Below are 18,055 nucleotides of genomic sequence, written 5' to 3'. Positions count from 1 at the left end.
GGTTACCCCCTCGGGGTGTTTTTTTGTTATCACTCAATCTGCTTCTACCACCGGGTTTTCCGCTTTTGCCGGCGCCGCACCGGGGGCCCGGGGCGGGGTGCCAGCCCCCCGCCCCGGCTCTCGTCACTGCGGTGGCGCGTGGGCTACCAGATCGCCTCGATCCACTCCGGGTGGTCGATGAACGGGTTCCGGTTGTGCTGGTAGGTGTTGTAGATGACGTCGTTGCGACGCTCCTCGAAGGCGCTCGGCGGGTCCTGCTCGTTCCACTGCTTCAGGATCGCGAGGCGGCCGTGGAAGGGCACGCTGCCGTTGCTGGTGGACTCGTTGGGCTCCAGGTTCGGCCAGCCGTCGTCGCCCTCGTAACGGACGGCCATGTACAGGATCATGCGGGCCACGTCGCCCTTGTCCGCGTCGCGCGGCTCGAAGGAGTCGCTGTCCGTGTAGCTGCCCGGGGCGCCGCTGACCGCGCTGCCGCCGTTGTCCCAGTCCTTGTTGCCGCGGGTGCTGTTGACCTGCACGTCACAGGCGCGCAGGTGGTGCAGGTCGGTGCCGGGGCCGGCCGAGGTGCCGAAGTTGCCGTGGGACTGGGCCCAGGTGTGCTCGCGGTTCCAGTCGCCCACGGAGCCGCCGTTGAGGGACTTGCTGCGCGAGACGCCGCTGTAGAGCAGGATCACGTTACCGGTGTTGTTCGGGTCCTGGTCGGTGACCTTCAGCGCGTTCCAGACCGCGTCGTACGAGATCTTGCTCTGGCTGCTGATGATGGTGTGCAGCGAGGACTTGAGGCTCGTGCCGGTCTTGCCGATCGCGTTCTTGTAGTACGTGGAGTCGTACGCGGTGGTCGTGGCGCTCGCGGGAGTCGCGGTGACCGCGGGGAGCGTGATGCCGACGAGGGCGGTGGCGACGGCCGCCGCCCACACCTTCCATCTGCCGATCCGCACAACGGACATGGGGGGCCCTTTCCCGGGGACGGCACGCGTGGGACCGGGGGCGCGGCTCGACGTCCCTGCGGTCTACGCGTGTTGACTACGTGTCACCGGGAGGGTGGCACGCGTCAGGTACCTGTCATGTAACGGGCAGGGGGCTGTTCCATGACGTTCTCGCATACGGCGGAACCGGGAGCCTCAGGCGCCCCGGACGTCCACCGGCATCCCCTTGGGCTCCTTGATCCGCTTCATGATGATCTGCGAATTGACCTCGGTGACCCCGGCCAGTGTCGTCAGCCGCTCGATCCACAGCCGTTCGTACGCCGCCAGGTCCGCCACCGCGATCCGCAGCAGGCAGCCGGGGCTCCCGAACAGCCGGTACGCCTCGATCACGTCCGGCACGTCCTGGAGCGCCTCCTCGAAGGCCTCCACCGTCTCCCGGTCCCGCCGCACCTCCACCGAGACCAGGACCTCGAAGCCGCGCCCCACCGCCTCCGGGTCGATGATCGCCCGGTAGCCCTGGATCACCCCGTCCTGCTCCAGCTGGCGCACCCGGCGCAGACAGGGGGAGGGGCTGAGGCCGACCCGCTGGGCCAGCTCCTGGTTGCTCAGCCGGCCGTCGTTCTGGAGCTCGCGCAAGATGTGGAGATCGATCCGGTCCATGGCGCAATTATCTACCACGCTGCAACAGAACAGGGGCGGATTTCGCAATCGTCTTGCGCGCCTCCTGTCCTATCGTTGCGGACGCAGGAGATATGGGTACGGAGTAAGGACGGCAGGCATGAAGCGGACGCACGACGGGGGAGCACGCCGGATCGTCGTCATCAGCACCGGCGGCACGATCGCCAGCCGCTGGCAGGGCACCGGCTACGCGGCCGACGCCTCCGGGAACGACGTCCTGGCCACCGCCCCCCTGCCCGAGGGCGTCACCGTCGAGGTCGTCGACCTGTTCAACGTGAACAGCTCCCGCATGACCGCGGCCCATCAGCTCGCCCTGCTCCGCACCGTCCACGAGACCTTCGCCGACCCCGGCGTCGACGGCATCGTCGTCACCCACGGCACCGACACCCTGGAGGAGACGGCCTTCCTCCTGGACCTCCACCACGCCGACTCGCGCCCGGTCGTCCTCACCGGCGCCCAGCGCCCCTTCGGCACCGGCGACGGCGACGGCCCCGGCAACCTCTACGACGCGCTCCAGGTCGCCTCCAGCGTCCGCGACCTCGGCGTCCTCGTCGTCTTCGACGGGCGCGTCCACGCCGCGCGCGGCACGGTGAAGACCCAGACCCTCGCCGCCGACGCCTTCTCCGACCCCTCCGCCGAGCGCCTCGGCCGCGTCGGGTTCTCCCGCGTCGACATCGAGCGGCAGCCGGAGCGCCCCGCCCCGCTGCCCCTGCCGGCCGCCGCGCGGACCGCGAACCCCGGGGCCACCGGCCCCGACGCCACCCCGCTGCCGCGGGTCGACATCATCACCCACCACTCCGACGGCGACCCCTTCCTCCTGAACGCCGCCGTCTCCGCCGGCGCCCGCGGCATCGTCCTCGTCGCCACCGGCGCGGGCAACGCCACCCCGGAGATCGCCGCCGCCGTCGCGGACGCGGTCGCCCAGGGCGTCCTCGTCGCCGTCACCACCCGGGTCCCCGCGGGGCCGCTCGCCGAGATATACACCGGCGGCGGCGCGGTCGACCTCGTCGCCGCCGGAGCCCTCCTCACCGGCACCCTCCGGGCCGGCCAGGCCCGGATCGCCCTGCTCGCCACGCTCCTCGCCGACGGCACCGGCGCCACGGGCGCCCCCGCCCGCAGCACCGCCCTCCTGCGCCGCCTCCTCGAAGGGCCGGTCCGCGACGAACCGGCCCTCGCCACCGGCCACTCGCGGTCCGCCTCCGCGGTCGCCGCCCGCGTCTGACGACGCCCCCAGAACCCCGGCTCGCGGACGGCGCCTCCCCCCGCCCGCCCGCGAGCCGGAATCAACCCCCTCCACCGGCGCCCCGCGCCCGCCGGGCCCGCCCGGCGGGCTCCGCCGTGCCCGGAAACGGCCGCCGGCTCCGTACGCGAGCGCGTGCGGAGCCGATGAGGCCGGTACGCGCCCGCGTGCCCACCGCCGAGGTGCGCACGCACCCGCGTGGACACCTGCCGAGGCTCGCACGCACCCGCGTGGACGCCGGAAAAAGGCCTACCGGCCACCACCAGCACCCTCCCCACCTCCCCTCCCTCCCCAAGGACGGCCCTTCATGGCTCCCGCACCGGTCCCGCACGACCTCCCCGTCCGTCGCGAGCACGATCTGCTCGGCGACCGGGACGTCCCCGCCGACGCCTACTGGGGCGTCCACACGCTGCGTGCCACCGAGAACTTCGCCATCACCGGTACGCCCATCTCGGTCTACCCGCTCCTGATCGACGCGCTCGCCGCCGTCAAGGAAGCCGCCGCCCGCGCCAACGAGGAGCTCGGCCTGCTCCCCGCCGACAAGGCCGACGCCATCGCCGGAGCCTGCCGGGAGATCCGTACGGGACGGCTCCACGACCAGTTCGTGGTGGACGTCGTCCAGGGCGGCGCCGGCACCTCCACCAACATGAACGCCAACGAGGTCGTCGCCAACCGGGCCCTGGAGCTCCTCGGCCACGCCAAGGGCGAGTACAGCCACCTCCACCCCAACGAGGACGTCAACCTCGGCCAGTCCACCAACGACGTCTACCCGACCGCGATCCGCATCGCGGCGATCGGCGCCGCCCGCGAGCTCCTGAAGGCCATGGCCGTCCTCCAGGACGCCTTCGCCGCCAAGGCCCTGGAGTTCCGCGCGGTCGTGAAGATGGGCCGCACCCAGCTCCAGGACGCGGTGCCCATGACGCTGGGCCAGGAGTTCTCCACGTACGCCGTGATGCTGGAGGAGGACCGCGGCCGGCTCGCCGAGGCGATCGAACTCATCCACGAGATCAACCTCGGGGCCACCGCCATCGGCACCGGCCTCAACGCCGCCCCCGGCTACGCCGAGACCGCCCGCCGCAACCTCGCCGAGCTGACCGGTCTGCCGCTCGTGACCTCCGCCAACCTCATCGAGGCCACCCAGGACTGCGGCGCCTTCGTCCAGCTCTCCGGCGTCCTCAAGCGGATCGCGGTCAAGCTCTCCAAGACCTGCAACGACCTGCGGCTGCTCTCCTCGGGGCCGCGCGCGGGCCTCGGCGAGATCAACCTGCCGCCGGTGCAGGCCGGTTCCAGCATCATGCCCGGCAAGGTCAACCCGGTGATCCCCGAGGTCGTCAACCAGGTCGCCTTCGAGGTGATCGGCAACGACATCACCATCACCATGGCGGCCGAGGCGGGTCAGCTCCAGCTCAACGCCTTCGAGCCGGTCATCTTCCACGCCCTCTCGAAGAGCCTGCTCTCCCTGCGCGCCGCCTGCCTCACCCTCGCCGAGCGCTGCGTCGACGGCATCACCGCCAACACCGAGGCGCTGCGCGCGGCCGTGGAGAACTCCATCGGCCTCGCGACCGCGCTCAACCCGCACCTCGGCTACACCGCCGCCACCGCCATCGCCCAGGAGGCGCTCGCCACCGGCCGCGGGGTCGTCGAACTCACCGTGGAGAAGGGCCTGCTGCCCGCCCACCGCCTCGCCGAACTCCTCACCCCCGAGCGCCTCACCGGCGCCCCGGGGCCCGCCACGGTCTGACGCGGCATCCGGTACGGTGACGGGCCCCGCGCCCGTCACCCACCAGGAGCCGCCGCATGCCCGCCCACGCCCGCGAGGACACCGACCACGAGAGCGCCCGCCGCGTCGTGCGGATCGTCCGTGAGACGCTCGGCACGGACGCGGTCCTCGGCGCCTGCCTGCACGGTTCCGCCGTCCTCGGCGGGCTGCGGCCCACCAGCGACGTGGACGTCCTCGTCGCCCTGACCCGCCCCACCACCGAGGGCGAGCGCCGCGCCCTCACCGACGCCCTGCTCGCCGTCTCGGGCGAGCGGGCGTACGAGGGCCCCGCGCGGCCCGTCGAGCTGAGCCTGGTCGTCCACACCGAGGTGCGGCCCTGGCGCCACCCGCCGGTCTGCGAGTACCTGTACGGGGAGTGGCTCCGCGAGGACTTCGAGCGAGGCCTCACACCCGCACCCGCCCCCTGCCCCGACCTCGCCCCGCTCCTCACCATGGCCCGCGCCGGTGACCTCTCCCTGTACGGCCCCCGTCCGTCCGTGCTCTTCGATCCCGTTCCGGAGGCCGATCTGCGGGCCGCGATCGTCGCCGGCGTCCCCGGACTGCTCGCCGACCTCGACGGCGACACCCGCAACGTGCTGCTCACCCTGGCCCGCATCCTCACCACCCTGCGGACCGGCCGGATCCGTTCGAAGGACGGGGCGGCGGACCGGCTCCTCGGCGAGCTGCCCGAGGAGCACCGGCCGGTCCTTGCCACCGCCCGGGACCAGTACCTGGCGGGGGAGTACGGGGAATGGGACGCGCTGCTGCCCGCGGCGCGGGCCCACGCCGCGTACGTAGCACAGGCGATCAAGAGGGCGTCTCCGGCCTGAAGTTACCCGGCAGTTTCTCGTGACTTCCACGATGAGCGGCCGTAGAACATGTTCCCATTCACTCGCGAGTGAGGAAGATCACATGAGTGAACACCCCTCGTCCACCCAGGGAATTCACGGGGTCAGCCGCCGCCGCTTTCTCGCGGGAACAGGTTCTGTTCTCGGTGCCGCCGCCCTCGCCGGCACGATCACGGCCCCCGCCCGCGCCGAAGTCCCCGGCCTGAACTGCACCCCCATCGCCGACGGCTCCCAGGTGCGCGCCCTCGTCATCGGCAGCGGCTACGGCGGCTCCGTCGCCGCCCTGCGGCTCGCCCGCGCCGGCGTCGACGTCCATATGATCGAGATGGGCAAGGCCTGGGACACCCCGGGACCCGACGGCAAGATCTTCGCCAACACCACCAAGCCCGACTACCGCTCCTTCTGGCTGCGGACCCGCACCAAGCAGCCGCTGAGCCAGTTCCTCGGCTTCCCGCTCGACAAGGACGTGCCGCTGCACACCGGCATCCTCGACGCGGAGGACTTCGCCGGCATCACCGTCTACCAGGGGCGTGGTGTCGGCGGCGGCTCCCTCGTCAACGGCGGCATGGCCGTCACCCCGCTCCGGGAGCGCTTCCCGGCGATCCTCCCCACCGTCGACCCGGCCGAGATGTACTCCACCTACTACCCGCGCGCCAACGCGGGCCTCGGTGTCACCTCGGTGGACGTGAACTGGTGGGAGAGCCAGGACTGTTACCAGTACGCGCGCGTGGGCCGCAAGCACGCCGAGCGTTCCGGCTTCCCCTTCGTCTTCGTGCCCAACGTCTACGACTGGGACTACATGAAGCAGGAGGCCGCCGGGACGGTCCAGAAGTCCGCCCTGGCGGGGGAGGTCATCTACGGCAACAACGCGGGCAAGAAGAGCCTCCAGAAGACGTACCTCGCCCAGGCCGCCGCCACCGGCCGCGTGAGCGTCTCCCCGCTCCACCGGGTGACCTCCGTCAGCCCCGCGGCCGCGGGCGGCTACACCGTGGTCATCGACCAGATCGACACCACCGGCGCCACCCTCGTCACCAAGACCGTCCGCGCGGACCGGGTCTTCTTCGCCGCCGGCAGCGTCGGCACCAGCAAGCTCCTCACCCGGCTCAAGGCCACCGGCGCCCTGCCCGCCCTCAACGACGAGATCGGCAAGGGCTGGGGCGACAACGGCAACGTCATGTGCGGGCGCGCCAACCACATGTGGGACCCCACCGGGACCCTCCAGTCCTCCATGCCCACCGCGGGCATCGACAACTGGGACGCCGGCGGGGCCTTCGCCGAGGTCGCCCCGCTGCCCACCGGCATCGAGACCTACGCCTCCTTCTACCTCTCCATCACCCGCACCCCGCGCCGCGCCGAGTTCTCCTGGAACCCGTCGACCGGCAGGGTCGACCTGAGCTGGGACCGGGCCTGGAAGCAGACGTCCATCGACATGGCCAAGTCCATCTTCGACAAGATCAACAGCAAGGAGGGCACGATCTACCGCACCGACCTCTTCGGCGCGTACAAGATCTGGGGCGACCACCTCACCTACCACCCGCTCGGCGGCGCGGTCCTGGGTCGGGCGACCGACAACTACGGGCGGCTCCACGGCTACTCCGGCCTCTACGCCATCGACGGGTCCCTGATCCCCGGCAACACCAGCGTCAACCCGTTCGTCACCATCACGGCCCTCGCCGAACGCAACATCGAACGGATCGTCGCCGAGGACTTCTGACGGCACGCGGAAGGGCCGCCCGGAGACCCCCGGCCGGCCCTTCCGCACGCCGTCCTCAGTGCGTCGGCAGCACGCACACCTCGTCGAGGCCGAGCACCCGGTTGAGCCGCCCGAACGCCAGCCACGACCCCAGGCTCATCGTCAGCTCCACGATCTCCGCCTGGCTGTACCGGGCCGTCATCCGCGCCCAGAACTCCTCGTCGAGGCCGTGGTGGTCGAGCGCGTACCGCTCCGCGTACTCCGCCGCGAGCCGCGTCCGCTCGTCGAAGGCCTCCGAGACCTCCGTCTCGCGCCACGCCGCGACGAGCTCGTCGAAGCCCTCCTCGACCTTCTCCCCGTCCCGGTCGGTACGCCAGTCCAGACAGAAGCCGCAGCCGTTGATCTGCGCGATCCGCAGCCGCGCCGCCTCGAACTCGCGCAGCCCCAGGGTCGTGTGCGCGTACACCGACAGCGAGAAGTTCGCCGCCGCCGTCCCGATCTCCGGGACCATGTCGCCCCACACGTACCCGATCGGCTCCTGGCCCTCGGGAATGTCGATGATCACCGTGGTCTCCTTCCCAGCTTCCCGACCGCCGGCCGCAGCGGCACGTCCAGCGCGTCGTACAGTCCCGGCTCCGCCGCCGCCAGCCACTCGATCGCCCCGACGAGCCGGCCCACCGCCGTGGCGTTCCCGCCCGCCGAACGGTTCTCGCCCTCGTCGGTGGCCGCCACCGTCACCTCGATCCGGGGACTCCCCTCGACGATCACCCGGTGCGCCCCCGCCCCGTCCGGCGGCACCGGCCAGTCCGGCGCGCAGGAGGAGTGGATGCGGGTGACGTGCTCGATCACGATGCGGGGCTCCCCGCCCACGATCCCCTGCACCTCGAAGCGGACCGCGCCCTGCGTCCCCGCCTCGAACACGCCCATCGTCCGCGTCTTCACCGTGGACTCCAGGGGGCGCCGCTCAAGCGTCTCGCGGATCTCGTCGAGCTCGGCCCCGAGCGCCCGGGCCATCAGCCGTATCTGCCCGCCCCAGACCATCGTCGGCACCGAGGGCCACAGCATGGGAGGCTCGTACTCCATCGGCCGGCCCATCCCCACCAGCTCGCGGACCGACTCCTCCTGCTCGTACGTCGAGTAGTCGAAGATCTCCTGACAACGGATCACGTCCACCGTGGCGGCGAGGCCGCTCACCAGGAGCGGCAGCACGTCGTTGCCCCAGCCCGGGTCGACGCCCGACACGAAGAGCGAACCGCCGCCCTCCGCGACCGCCGCGAGCACCGGGTCCCGGAACTCGGGCGGCGCGTTGCGCTGGTCGTACAGCGGATACAGGGCGGGTGTCACCACCACCGCGCCCGCCGCCACCGCCCGCGCCACGTCGGCGAGCGCCCCGTCGGGCCGGGTGTCGCCGGAGGCCGCGTACACCACCGCCCCCGGCCGCCCGCCGAGCACCGCCCCGACGTCGTCGCTGGCCGCCACCCCGAGATCGCGGCCGAGCCCCGCGAGCCGGCCCGCGTCCCGGCCCACCTTCGCCGGATCGGACACGAGCACGGCCGTGAGCTCGAGGCCTGGATGGGCGTCCACGGCGCGAATGGCCGCGCGCCCGACATTTCCGGTACCCCACACCACCGTCCGAATCATGCGCGGAGGGTAGCGCCGGGCCCCGAAGGTTCCCAGACCCGTGACACAATGTTCTGACGGAGTGTCAGAAATGGTCGTCCGTCAGGCCAGACGCAGCGCCACGAACGGGATCGTGTCGCCCGGGAGCACATACCGCTCCACCTCCACGAAGCCGCGCGCGAGCGCGAACCGCAGCCCCTCCTCGTTCGAGGCGAGGACCACCGTCTCCACGCCCTCGTCGCTCAGCGTCCGCGCGTGCGCGAGCCCCCGCTCGTACAGCGCGGTCCCGAAACCCCGCCCCCGGTACCCGGGCAGCGTCCGTGCGATCACGGTCGCCGCCGGGGTCTCCTCGTCCGGCGGACGCACCGTCGAACAGCCCACGGCCACGTCCCCGAGGTAGGCGACGTCCAGCCGGTTCCGGCCGGCCCGCTCCCGCACCTCCTCGGGGGAGAGCACCGCCGTCGGGATGATCGTGTTGTGCACGGCCCGCCAGTCGGCGAGCTGCTGCTCGGACCGCGCCGGTTCGATACGAAGATCACTCATCCCCGCAGAAAAGCGCGACCGCGGCGCCGGGTCAACCGCTTTCCCGCCGGCGCGAGCGCGTCCGACCGGGTGAGGGCGCGGTCGCGGCGGCAGCGCCGCCCGCCGAGCGGGTACGGATCGCTGCACTGCCCCCGGCCAGGAGGATGCCGTCCCATGCCCGTCCGCAAGGGCGCCCCCGCGCTGCTGAGCGCCGGCACACTGTGCGCGGCCCTGTTGCTCAGCGGCTGCGCGAGCCCCGCACCGCCCGCACCCGCAACACCCGTCCCCTCGTCGTCCGCGCCCGCGGCGGGCGACAGCCGCCCCGCCCCGGGCCCGCCCGGCAGGGCCGCCAACGACCTCGCCTCCGCCCCGGTCCCCACATCCCGGATTCCCGGCATCGGCCCCGCCACCCACGCGCTCGTGCCCGACGGCACCACTCAGGTCCTCGTCGCCACCGGCGCCACCGCCGACTCCAACAGGGCCACCGTCACCCTCTACGCGCGCGACCGGGCCGGCCGGTGGACCCAGGCCGCCGGGCCCTGGCCCGCCCACAACGCCCTCGAAGGCTGGACCGAGGACCACACCGCCGGTGACCTCCGCAGCCCCATCGGGGTCTTCCGGCTCGGCGACGCGGGCGGTCTGCTGCCCGACCCCGGTGCGCGGCTCCCGTACGACCAGGACGAGCTGTTCGAGATCAGCGGCACCGGCCTCTCCGGCGAACCCCTCGAAGGCTCCTTCGACCATGTGATCGCCATCGACTACAACCGGGTGCCGGGCCGCTCCCCGCTCGACAAGGAACGCCCCCTGGGCGAGGAGAAGGGCGGTGGTGTCTGGATCCACGTCGACCACGGCGGCCCGACCCAGGCCTGCATCGCCGTGGACCGGGGGGCGATGCGTGAACTCCTGCGCGCCCTGAACCCGGTCGCGGAACCCGTCGTCGTCATGGGCCCGGCGCCGGTACTCGCCCGCTGACGGCCTGTGCGGCGCCGGGAGTCCACCGCCCGATTCCCGGCGCCGTACGGAGTCACCTCCCGCCGTTCGAGCCGACCGCCCCGCGGAACGAGGCCGTGTGCTCGCGGACCTGCTCCGGCGTCAGATACGCGTCCGTGTACTCGAAGTCGCGCAGCGTCCCCGCCTTCGCGGCCAGGAACCCGGTCCGTACGTAGTCGTCGCCGGCGACCGCGTTGAGCAGCCAGTTCGTCATCACCCGGGTTTTGGCCACGTTCGTCCGCAGCGCCGCCCAGTGGTAGCCGCGGGCCACGGCCTGGGCGGGCGCCCCGTGCAGTTCCACGCCGAGCGGCTTCGACACCCCGTCCATCCCGCCCAGGTCCACCACGAGCCCCAGGTCCTTGTGGGTGTACGGATGGGTCGCCTCGCCCCGCAGCCTCGCCACCAGGTTGTCGGCGACGGCCTTGCCCTGCCGCATCGCGTGCTGCGCGGTCGGCGGGCAGATCGCCCCCTCCTCGCCCTTGGCGAGGTCCGGGACCGCCGCCGCGTCGCCGAGCGCCCACACCCCGTCGAGGCCCGGCACGTCCATCTCGGCCGAGACCACGAGCCGGCCCCGGAGGGTCTCCGCGCCGAGCGTGCCGATCAGCGGGCTCGCGGCCACACCGGCCGTCCAGATCAGCGTCCGGCTCGGCAGCACCCGCCCGTCCGTGAGGGTCACCGTCTCCTCGTCCACCGAGGCCACCGACACGCCGAGGGACACCTCGATGCCGCGCTTCGTCAGGATGTCCAGGGCGGCGGCGCCCAGCTTCTCGCCCAGTTCGGGCATCAGCTTGGGCGCGATGTCCACCAGATGCCACTTGATGAGGTCGGGGTCGAGCCGGGGATACCGCTTGACCGCGTTCGCCGTGAGCAGCTGGAGGCAGGCCGCCGTCTCCGTCCCGGCGTAACCGCCGCCGACCACGACGAACCGCAGCCGCGCGGCCCGTTCCTCCTCGTCGTCGCTCGCGTCCGCCAGGTCCAGCTGGGCGATGACGTGGTCCCGGATGTAGACGGCCTCCGCGAGCGTCTTCATCCCGCGCGCGTACTCGGCGAGTCCGGGGATGTCGAAGGTGCGGGTGACACTGCCGGGCGCGAGGACGAGATGGTCGTACGGCTCCGTCACGAACTCGCCGGAGATCGTCCGTACCACGCAGACCTTCGCCGCCGTGTCGATCCCGACCACACCGCCCGGCACGATCCGGGTCCGGTGCCGCTTGCTGCGCCGCAGCGACAGCGCGACCGACTGGGGGGTCAGCACGCCCGCGGCCACCTGGGGGAGCAGCGGCAGGTACAGCTGGTACGAGAACGGCGAGAGGAGCGTGATCACCGCCTCCCGTGCCGCGAGGCGCCGTTCGAGCCGCCGCACACAGCCCACTCCGGCGAAACCGGCGCCCACCACGAGAATCCTCGGTCGCGTCACGCTGTCCGCCCTTCCCTAGGAGCGTCGTTTCACCCTTTCTATCGTGATTGGTGACGTATCGCCCTTCGGGTTACGTTGCCGAAGGAGATCCCACGGACCCCCCAGGGAAGGCGGAACAGCGCGCATGACCCCGTACAAGGTCGGCTACTTCATCGGCAGCCTGTCGGAGAAGTCCATCAACCGGATCCTGTCCCGCGCCCTCCTCCGCGTGGCGCCCCCCGGCCTGGACTTCCAGGAGATCCCCATCAAGGACCTCCCGCTCTACAACCACGATTTCGACGCCGACTACCCGCCCGAGGGCAGGGCCCTCAAGGAGGCCATCGCGGCCGTCGACGCGGTCCTCTTCGTGACACCGGAGTACAACCGCTCCATCCCCGGCGCCCTCAAGAACGCCATCGACTGGGCCAGCCGCCCCTGGGGCACGAACTCCTTCACCCACAAGCCGTCCGCGGTCATCGGCGCCTCGCCCGGCAAGATCGGCACGGCCGTCGCCCAGCAGAGCCTCCGGTCGGTGCTCTCCTTCTGCAACTCCCCGCAGATGAACGCCCCGGAGGCGTACATCCAGTTCACCCCGGGGCTGTTCGACGAGGACGGCGAGGTCACCGATCCGACGACCCAGCAGTTCCTGAGCGACTTCATGGCCGACTTCAAGGCCTTCGTGGAGCGCGTCCTCACCGTCCTGCCGCCCCAGCGCTGAGCCCCGCGCGCGTCAGAGGACCGCGATCCCCAGCGGCCGCGAGCCGGCCGGAAGACGGCGGGTGTCGCCGGTGCCGAGGTCGACGACGGTCAGACCGTCCCAGTACCCGTCCCGGGTGAAGCCGCCCGTCACATAGGCGGTGCGGCCGTCCCGGGACACCGCCACGTTCTCGTGCGGGCCCTCCAGCGGGTAGACCCGCTCGGCCCCGCCGGGCGTGCGCACCGTCAGGGAGGGCCCCTCGTCCACGTCCGGGTCGATCGGCCCGGTGCCCACGGTCAGGAGCGTCCCGTCGGCGGTCACCGTCGTGCCGTGCTGATGGGTGTTCGCGGTCATCGGCTCGATCGTCGTCCGGCCCGTCCGGGGGTCGACCACCGCGAGCCGCTCGCCCTCGAAGGGCAGCAGCAGCTTCCCGTCCGAGGGCCGCACGGCCGTGTAGTGCGGCTTGAGCCAGGAACCGAGCCCGCCCTCCGTGCCGTACGGGGCGACCTCGATCCGGCGCGGCTCCAGCGTCCCCGCCGTGACGACCGTGACGTCGAAGGAGTCGTGGTTCGTCGCGTACACCTCGGCGCCGTCCTTCGAGACGTCCACGTCGAACGGCCGCCGGCCGACCGGGACGACGTCCGTGACCTTCAGCGACGCCGTGTCGACGACCTCCAGGGTGCCGTTCCCCCCGGGCACGTTGACCCCCACGTACACCCGCCGCCCGTCGGGCGCGAGCGCGATGCCCATGCCGCCGCCCCGGTACTCGTCCGTGGCCAGCGGGCCGGTGTCGGTCCGGTACGGAATCAGCGCGAGGCGCTCGCGGCTCGCCGTGTCCACGACCGCCACGCCCTCGGCGGTCGCCACCCATGCGCGGCCGTCGGCGCCGACGACCAGACCGTACGGCGCGGTGCCGACCCGCACGGAGCCGGTGGCGCCGCGCGCGGGGTCGACGAAGGTGACCGTGTCGGAGCCGAAGTCCGTGACGAGCAGGGTGCCAGGGGCGACCGTGCCGGCCGGATCCGGCGCCACGGTGACGGGGGAGCCGGGGGTGGGCGATCCGGCCGACGGGGAAGTCCCGGCGGGCGTCCCCGTACCGGTCGCGGAGGCCGTGTCCCCGGAGCCCCGGGCGCAGCCCGTGAGCAGCACCACGGCCACCGCCCCGGGCACGAGCACCCGGGCGGCACGGGACGAACGGCGGAACTTCGGCATGACGGACTCCTCGGTACGGCGACCGCGCGGACGGCCCCGCCGGGGGTCCGCGCCCTGCCCCGATCCTCCGCCCGCCGCCGCCCCCGGCCGTTCGGCCGCCCGGCCCCTCCCGGACGGCGGGACGGCCGACCCGGGGGTCCACCGATCGGCTGACCCGATCGACCTACCGCTTGAGGCCGTCCACGAGGGACGTACCCCTTGAGGCCGTCCCCGAGGGACCTATCCCTTGAGGCCGTCCCCGAGGGACCTATCCCTTGAGGCCGTCCAGGAAGCACAGCACCCGCTCGGCACACAGCGCGGCCGCCTCCGGCGCGTACTCCGGCGTCCCCGGCTCGGCGAACAGGTGGGCCGTCCCCGGGTACAGGAACAGCTCCCGCTCCCGGGCGCCCGCGACCAGCTCGCGGGCCGCCGCCAGGTCCCCGTCGCCGACGAAGTACGGATCGGCGTCCATGCCGTGCACCTGCACGGGCACGCCCTCCGGCCAGGCCGGGCCGAAGGCGGTCGCCGGCAGGCAGGCGCTCAGCAGCAGGGCGCCCGCGGCGCCCGGCCGGGTCTGCGCCAGCTTCTGCGCGGGCACCACGCCCAGCGAGAAACCGGCGTACACGATCTCCTCGGGGAGCCCCTCGGCCGCCTTCTCGCCCCGGGCGGTGAGGGTGTCGAAGCCGACCTCCTGGGCGTACCCGACGCCGGCCTCCAGGTCGTCGAACGTACGCCCCTCGTACAGATCGGGCACGTGCACCGTGTGCCCGGCCCGCCGCAGCCCGTCGGCGAACGCGCCGACGCCTTCGGTCAGCCCGAGCGCGTGGTGGAAGAGCAGTACCTCGGCCATGTCGTCATCCCCTGTGTCGCCGTACCAGGCCCGCCCGCGTCGCGGAACGGACCACTGCGGAAGGCAGCATGACGGACGCCACTGACAACGGCGCCGAGGACGAGGTCAGAGCATCGGCCGGTGCGGGACGACGGCGCCCGCCTGGCCCACCATGCCCCCGGGCCCGCCGACGCCCATGGGACCGGCGGCCCCCATCGGTCCGGCGGCCCCCATCGGTCCGGGCGCACCCATCGGCCCGGGCGCACCCATCGGAGCGCCGGCACCGGCGTGCGCGACGGCGCCCTGCGGCGCCGCGGGGATCCCCTGCGGAGGCATCTGGATCACACGGCTCAGGTCCCGCAGAACCTCCTCGGCGACCTGGCGGACGTCACCGGGAACGTCCCCCCGCTCCCGTATGAGCTCGGCATAGATCGGTGCCGTGCCGTCCGCGTGGTTCATGGGACTCGCTTCCTGTGACTGCGCCGGATCCGTCACCGACGGGCAGACGGCGAGTCTACGGGGCGCCACCGACACGACCGGGCTCGGGAGCCCGGTCGGCACCCCCGCGCGCGTGCCCGCCCTGCGAAATGCGTTGTCCTCCGCGGAGCTCCCGCCCGATCATGGACCATCGAACACACGGGAGGGACCCCATGAGCCAGGCGACCCTGACTCTCCATGACCTGATGCCGTCCGACGAGCTCGCCGCCGCACTCGCCGACGGACACGTCACACGCAAGCAGCACCCCGAGCTGCCGCTGTCGATCTACACGTACACGCGCGCGTGCCAGTACGCCCAGCACTGGAACCGGGCCACCACCCGGTGCCGCGGGCTCGTCGCCGACGACACCACCGGGCGGATCGTCGCGCTCCCCCTCCCCAAGTTCTTCAACCTCTCCGAGCACGCCGGAGGCCGCCCCTACGCGCCCCCGCTGCCCGACGAGCCCTTCGAGGTCTACGACAAGGTCGACGGCAGCCTCGCCGTCCTCTTCCACTACGACGGCCGCTGGCACGTCGCCTCCAAGGGCTCCTTCACCAGCTCCCAGGCCACCTGGGCCCAGCGCCGCCTCGACGCCGCCGACACCACCGGCCTGACCCCCGGCGTCACCTACCTCGCCGAGATGCTCTACCCCGGCAACCGGATCGTCGTGAACTACGGCGAGCGCCGCGACCTCGTGCTGCTCGCGGCCTTCGGCCCGGACGGCACCGAGATCCCCCTCGCCGAGGCCGCCGAGGGGTGGGGGCCCCTGGGCTCCGTCGTCCGCACCTGGCCCGCCATGGGCGTCGACGAGCTCGTCGCCCTCACCGAGTCCAACACCCTCCCCGGCGGCCACCGGGCCACCGGCACCGACGCCGAGGGCTTCGTCCTGCGCTTCGCCTCCGGCCTGCGCGCCAAGGCCAAGCTCAGCGAGTACGTGCGCCTGCACAAGGTGCTCACCGGCGTCACCGAGCGGGACATCTGGCGCAGCCACGGCATCCAGCGCTTCGCCGGCCTCGCCGGCGCACTGGCCAAGGGCCTCGGCTGCGCCGTCACCGACGTGGAGGCCTCCGGCGGCAAGCCCCTCGACGCCCTCCTCGATCAGGTTCCGGACGAGTTCGACGCCTGGGTCCGCGAGGTGATCGACCGGCTCGAAACGGCCGCGGCGGACCGCGAGCGGGCCGTCGACGAGGCCTACGCGGGGCTGGCCCACCTCGCCGGCGACCGGGCCGCCTTCGCCCGCGCCGCCTCGGGCCTCGGCGACCGGGCCCTGCGCGCCCTGCTCTTCCTGCGCCTCGACGGGCGCCCCACCGACCTCCTCGTCTGGCGTCAGCTGCGCCCCGAGGCCACCGACCCCTTCGCCCACGACCAGGAGAACTGACCGTGCCCATCGTCCATCTCATGACCGGCCTCCCGGCCTCCGGGAAAACGACGGCCGCGCGCGCCCTCCAGGCCGCGGCCGAAGGGCGGATGCGCCGCGTCAACCTCGACGACCTCCGCGCCATGCTCGACGTCCCCGCGCCGGAGCGCGGCCGGTCCCACCAGCACGAGAAGACCGTGCTCGGCATCCAGGACGCCGCCGTCCGCGCCGCCGTCGACGACGGCTTCGACGTCGTCGTCGACAACACGCACCTGACCCCGCACGTCCCCAAGCGGCTCAAGGCGGCCGTCGGCGGCCTGGCCACCTTCGCCGTCCACGACTTCACCGACGTGCCCGTCGACGAATGCGTCCGCCGCGACGCCGCCCGCGACCGGCCCGTCGGCGAGGAGATCATCCGCATCCTCGCCGAGAAGCACGCCAAGGCCACCCGGGGCGGCTGGCGGCTCACCGCGGACTGGCTCAACGACCGCCCGAGCGTCGGCGCGCCCTACGTCCCCGACCCGGCGCTCCCCACCGCCGTCATGTGCGACATCGACGGCACCCTCGCGCTGCGCGTGGACCGGGGCCCGTACGACTTCAGCCGCTGCGACCGCGACCTGATCAACCCCTCCGTGCGCGACGCCCTGCGGGCCTTCCGGCACAGCGAGCGGGACAGGATCGTGCTGCTCTCCGGGCGCAGCGAGGACCACCGCGCCCTCACCGAGAGCTGGCTCGCCCACCACGAGGTGCCCTACGACGAGCTGTGGATGCGCGCCTCCGGCGACGGCCGCGGCGACGACCTCGTGAAGGCGGAGCTCTTCGACGCCCATGTCCGCCACCGGTACGCGGTCCGGGTCTCCCTGGACGACCGCGACCGGGTCGTCGCCCTCTGGCGCCGCATGGGCCTGCCCACCTGGCAGGTCAACTACGGGGCCTTCTGACCCGTCCCGGCCGGGCGCCGACGGGGGTGGGACCGCCCACCCCCGTCGGCGTGTCAGGATCGTGGGATGGTGGAGAAGATCATCGCGGCGTGCGACGGCGCGTCGAAGGGAAACCCCGGCCCCGCGGCCTGGGCATGGGTCATCGGCCGCGCCGACGGAGCGATCGACCGCTGGGAGGCGGGCCCCCTCGGCCGGGCGACCAACAACGTGGCCGAACTCACGGCCCTGGAACGCCTCCTGGAGGCCCTCGACGCCGCCGTGCCCGCCGAGGTCCGCATGGACTCGCAGTACGCCATGAAGGCCGTCACGACCTGGCTCCCCGGCTGGCGCCGCAAGGGCTGGAAGACCGCCGCGGGCACCCCCGTCGCCAACAAGGACCTGGTCGTACGGATCGACGCGCTGCTCACCGGCCGGGACGTCGACTTCGTGTACGTGCCCGCGCACCAGGTCGACGGCGACCCCCTCAACGACGCCGCCGACCGCGCGGCCAGCCACTCCGCCCGTACGCAGGAGCCCCTGGCCTCCGCCGCCGGCGCCGAACTGCCCCCGGCCGAGCCCGCCTCGCGCGCCTCCACGCCCCGGGCACGCTCCTCTGCGCCCCGTACGGGCTCCGCGAGCGCGGGAGGGGGATCCGCCCGCAGGAATCGCCCGTCCGGCGGCACCCTCAACGCCAAATTCCCGGGCCGCTGCCGGTGTGGTCGTGCCTACGACAAGGGCGAGACCATCGCGAAGAACTCCGACGGCTGGGGCCATCCCACCTGCGTCTGAACCATGGGGCCGTCCGACTGGCGGGCGGCCCCGTCCGGCCCGTGAGACCGTCCGGACCGGACGTACGGCAGGCTTCACCCCCGCGTGGACGCAGGTTCTCCCCGGGTTCTGTTCTCGGAGCG

The 18,055-nt window shown here is 72.9% G+C and carries 18 protein-coding genes; 9 read left to right on the top strand and 9 right to left on the bottom strand.

The genetic code is table 11. The annotated features are described in order from the left end of the window. Positions 1-143: 143 nt before the first annotated feature. Positions 144-947, bottom strand: a complete 804-nt coding sequence (locus tag ACWGN5_RS04255; RefSeq protein WP_453511134.1) for an endonuclease I family protein — start codon at positions 945-947, stop codon at positions 144-146. 174 nt (positions 948-1,121) lie between these two features. Continuing rightward, complete coding sequence (locus ACWGN5_RS04250; protein WP_024757018.1) at positions 1,122-1,586, bottom strand: Lrp/AsnC family transcriptional regulator; 465 nt, start codon at positions 1,584-1,586, stop codon at positions 1,122-1,124. Between the two features lie 118 nt (positions 1,587-1,704). Here ACWGN5_RS04250 and ACWGN5_RS04245 point away from each other — a divergent pair, with 118 nt between their 5' ends. The 4 genes from ACWGN5_RS04245 to ACWGN5_RS04230 all read left to right on the top strand — a co-directional run bounded on the left by ACWGN5_RS04245 (position 1,705) and on the right by ACWGN5_RS04230 (position 7,165). Then, positions 1,705-2,826 carry an asparaginase gene (locus ACWGN5_RS04245; RefSeq protein ID WP_453511132.1) on the top strand — a complete coding sequence of 374 codons (1,122 nt, stop codon included), beginning with the start codon at positions 1,705-1,707 and terminating at the stop codon, positions 2,824-2,826. A 325-nt stretch (positions 2,827-3,151) separates the two neighbouring features. After that, positions 3,152-4,585: an aspartate ammonia-lyase gene (locus tag ACWGN5_RS04240; RefSeq protein WP_453511131.1), complete on the top strand. Its 1,434-nt coding sequence runs from the start codon at positions 3,152-3,154 to the stop codon at positions 4,583-4,585. Between the two features lie 56 nt (positions 4,586-4,641). Then, positions 4,642-5,433, top strand: coding sequence for an aminoglycoside adenylyltransferase family protein (locus ACWGN5_RS04235; protein WP_453511129.1), 792 nt, complete (start codon positions 4,642-4,644; stop codon positions 5,431-5,433). Between the two features lie 82 nt (positions 5,434-5,515). Continuing rightward, on the top strand, positions 5,516-7,165 hold the full coding sequence (locus tag ACWGN5_RS04230; RefSeq protein ID WP_453511128.1) for a GMC oxidoreductase: 1,650 nt from the start codon (positions 5,516-5,518) through the stop codon (positions 7,163-7,165). Between the two features lie 55 nt (positions 7,166-7,220). Here ACWGN5_RS04230 and ACWGN5_RS04225 read toward each other — a convergent pair whose 3' ends face one another. The 3 genes from ACWGN5_RS04225 to ACWGN5_RS04215 form a co-directional block, all read right to left on the bottom strand. Further along, positions 7,221-7,709, bottom strand: coding sequence for a carboxymuconolactone decarboxylase family protein (locus ACWGN5_RS04225; RefSeq protein WP_369142370.1), 489 nt, complete (start codon positions 7,707-7,709; stop codon positions 7,221-7,223). After that, positions 7,706-8,785 (bottom strand): NAD(P)H-dependent amine dehydrogenase family protein, encoded by a 1,080-nt coding sequence (locus ACWGN5_RS04220; protein ID WP_453511127.1) that lies wholly within the window; start codon positions 8,783-8,785, stop codon positions 7,706-7,708. The genes ACWGN5_RS04225 and ACWGN5_RS04220 overlap by 4 nt, the downstream gene beginning before the upstream one ends. Positions 8,786-8,866: 81 nt before the next feature. After that, positions 8,867-9,307, bottom strand: coding sequence for a GNAT family N-acetyltransferase (locus ACWGN5_RS04215; RefSeq protein ID WP_453511125.1), 441 nt, complete (start codon positions 9,305-9,307; stop codon positions 8,867-8,869). Between the two features lie 153 nt (positions 9,308-9,460). On the opposite strand from ACWGN5_RS04215, the gene ACWGN5_RS04210 reads away from it, so the two are divergent. After that, positions 9,461-10,258, top strand: coding sequence for a hypothetical protein (locus ACWGN5_RS04210; RefSeq protein WP_453511124.1), 798 nt, complete (start codon positions 9,461-9,463; stop codon positions 10,256-10,258). Between the two features lie 52 nt (positions 10,259-10,310). On the opposite strand, the gene ACWGN5_RS04205 is transcribed toward ACWGN5_RS04210, so the two are convergent. Beyond that, positions 10,311-11,693, bottom strand: a complete 1,383-nt coding sequence (locus tag ACWGN5_RS04205) for an NAD(P)/FAD-dependent oxidoreductase (protein ID WP_453511122.1) — start codon at positions 11,691-11,693, stop codon at positions 10,311-10,313. Between the two features lie 124 nt (positions 11,694-11,817). On the opposite strand from ACWGN5_RS04205, the gene ACWGN5_RS04200 reads away from it, so the two are divergent. Then, complete coding sequence (locus tag ACWGN5_RS04200) at positions 11,818-12,390, top strand: NADPH-dependent FMN reductase (protein WP_453511120.1); 573 nt, start codon at positions 11,818-11,820, stop codon at positions 12,388-12,390. A 12-nt stretch (positions 12,391-12,402) separates the two neighbouring features. On the opposite strand, the gene ACWGN5_RS04195 is transcribed toward ACWGN5_RS04200, so the two are convergent. The 3 genes from ACWGN5_RS04195 to ACWGN5_RS04185 form a co-directional block, all read right to left on the bottom strand. Beyond that, complete coding sequence (locus ACWGN5_RS04195; RefSeq protein ID WP_453511118.1) at positions 12,403-13,581, bottom strand: YncE family protein; 1,179 nt, start codon at positions 13,579-13,581, stop codon at positions 12,403-12,405. 247 nt (positions 13,582-13,828) lie between these two features. Beyond that, the gene (locus ACWGN5_RS04190; RefSeq protein WP_453511117.1) at positions 13,829-14,410 is read right to left on the bottom strand and encodes a dienelactone hydrolase family protein; all 582 of its coding nucleotides are present in this window, start codon (positions 14,408-14,410) and stop codon (positions 13,829-13,831) included. Between the two features lie 105 nt (positions 14,411-14,515). Then, complete coding sequence (locus ACWGN5_RS04185) at positions 14,516-14,848, bottom strand: hypothetical protein (protein WP_453511115.1); 333 nt, start codon at positions 14,846-14,848, stop codon at positions 14,516-14,518. A 191-nt stretch (positions 14,849-15,039) separates the two neighbouring features. Here ACWGN5_RS04185 and ACWGN5_RS04180 point away from each other — a divergent pair, with 191 nt between their 5' ends. From ACWGN5_RS04180 to ACWGN5_RS04170, 3 genes are all read left to right on the top strand, one after another. Further along, positions 15,040-16,245 (top strand): RNA ligase, encoded by a 1,206-nt coding sequence (locus ACWGN5_RS04180; RefSeq protein ID WP_453511113.1) that lies wholly within the window; start codon positions 15,040-15,042, stop codon positions 16,243-16,245. A 2-nt stretch (positions 16,246-16,247) separates the two neighbouring features. Continuing rightward, complete coding sequence (locus tag ACWGN5_RS04175; RefSeq protein WP_453511111.1) at positions 16,248-17,165, top strand: phosphatase domain-containing protein; 918 nt, start codon at positions 16,248-16,250, stop codon at positions 17,163-17,165. A gap of 66 nt (positions 17,166-17,231) precedes the next feature. Then, positions 17,232-17,933 (top strand): ribonuclease H family protein, encoded by a 702-nt coding sequence (locus ACWGN5_RS04170; RefSeq protein WP_453511109.1) that lies wholly within the window; start codon positions 17,232-17,234, stop codon positions 17,931-17,933. The last annotated feature ends 122 nt before the right edge of the window (positions 17,934-18,055 follow it).

Source organism: Streptomyces sp. NPDC055815, from assembly GCF_053616475.1.
The sequence above is the reverse complement of the archived record's forward strand: the minus strand, read 5'-3'. Positions and strand labels throughout refer to the sequence as shown.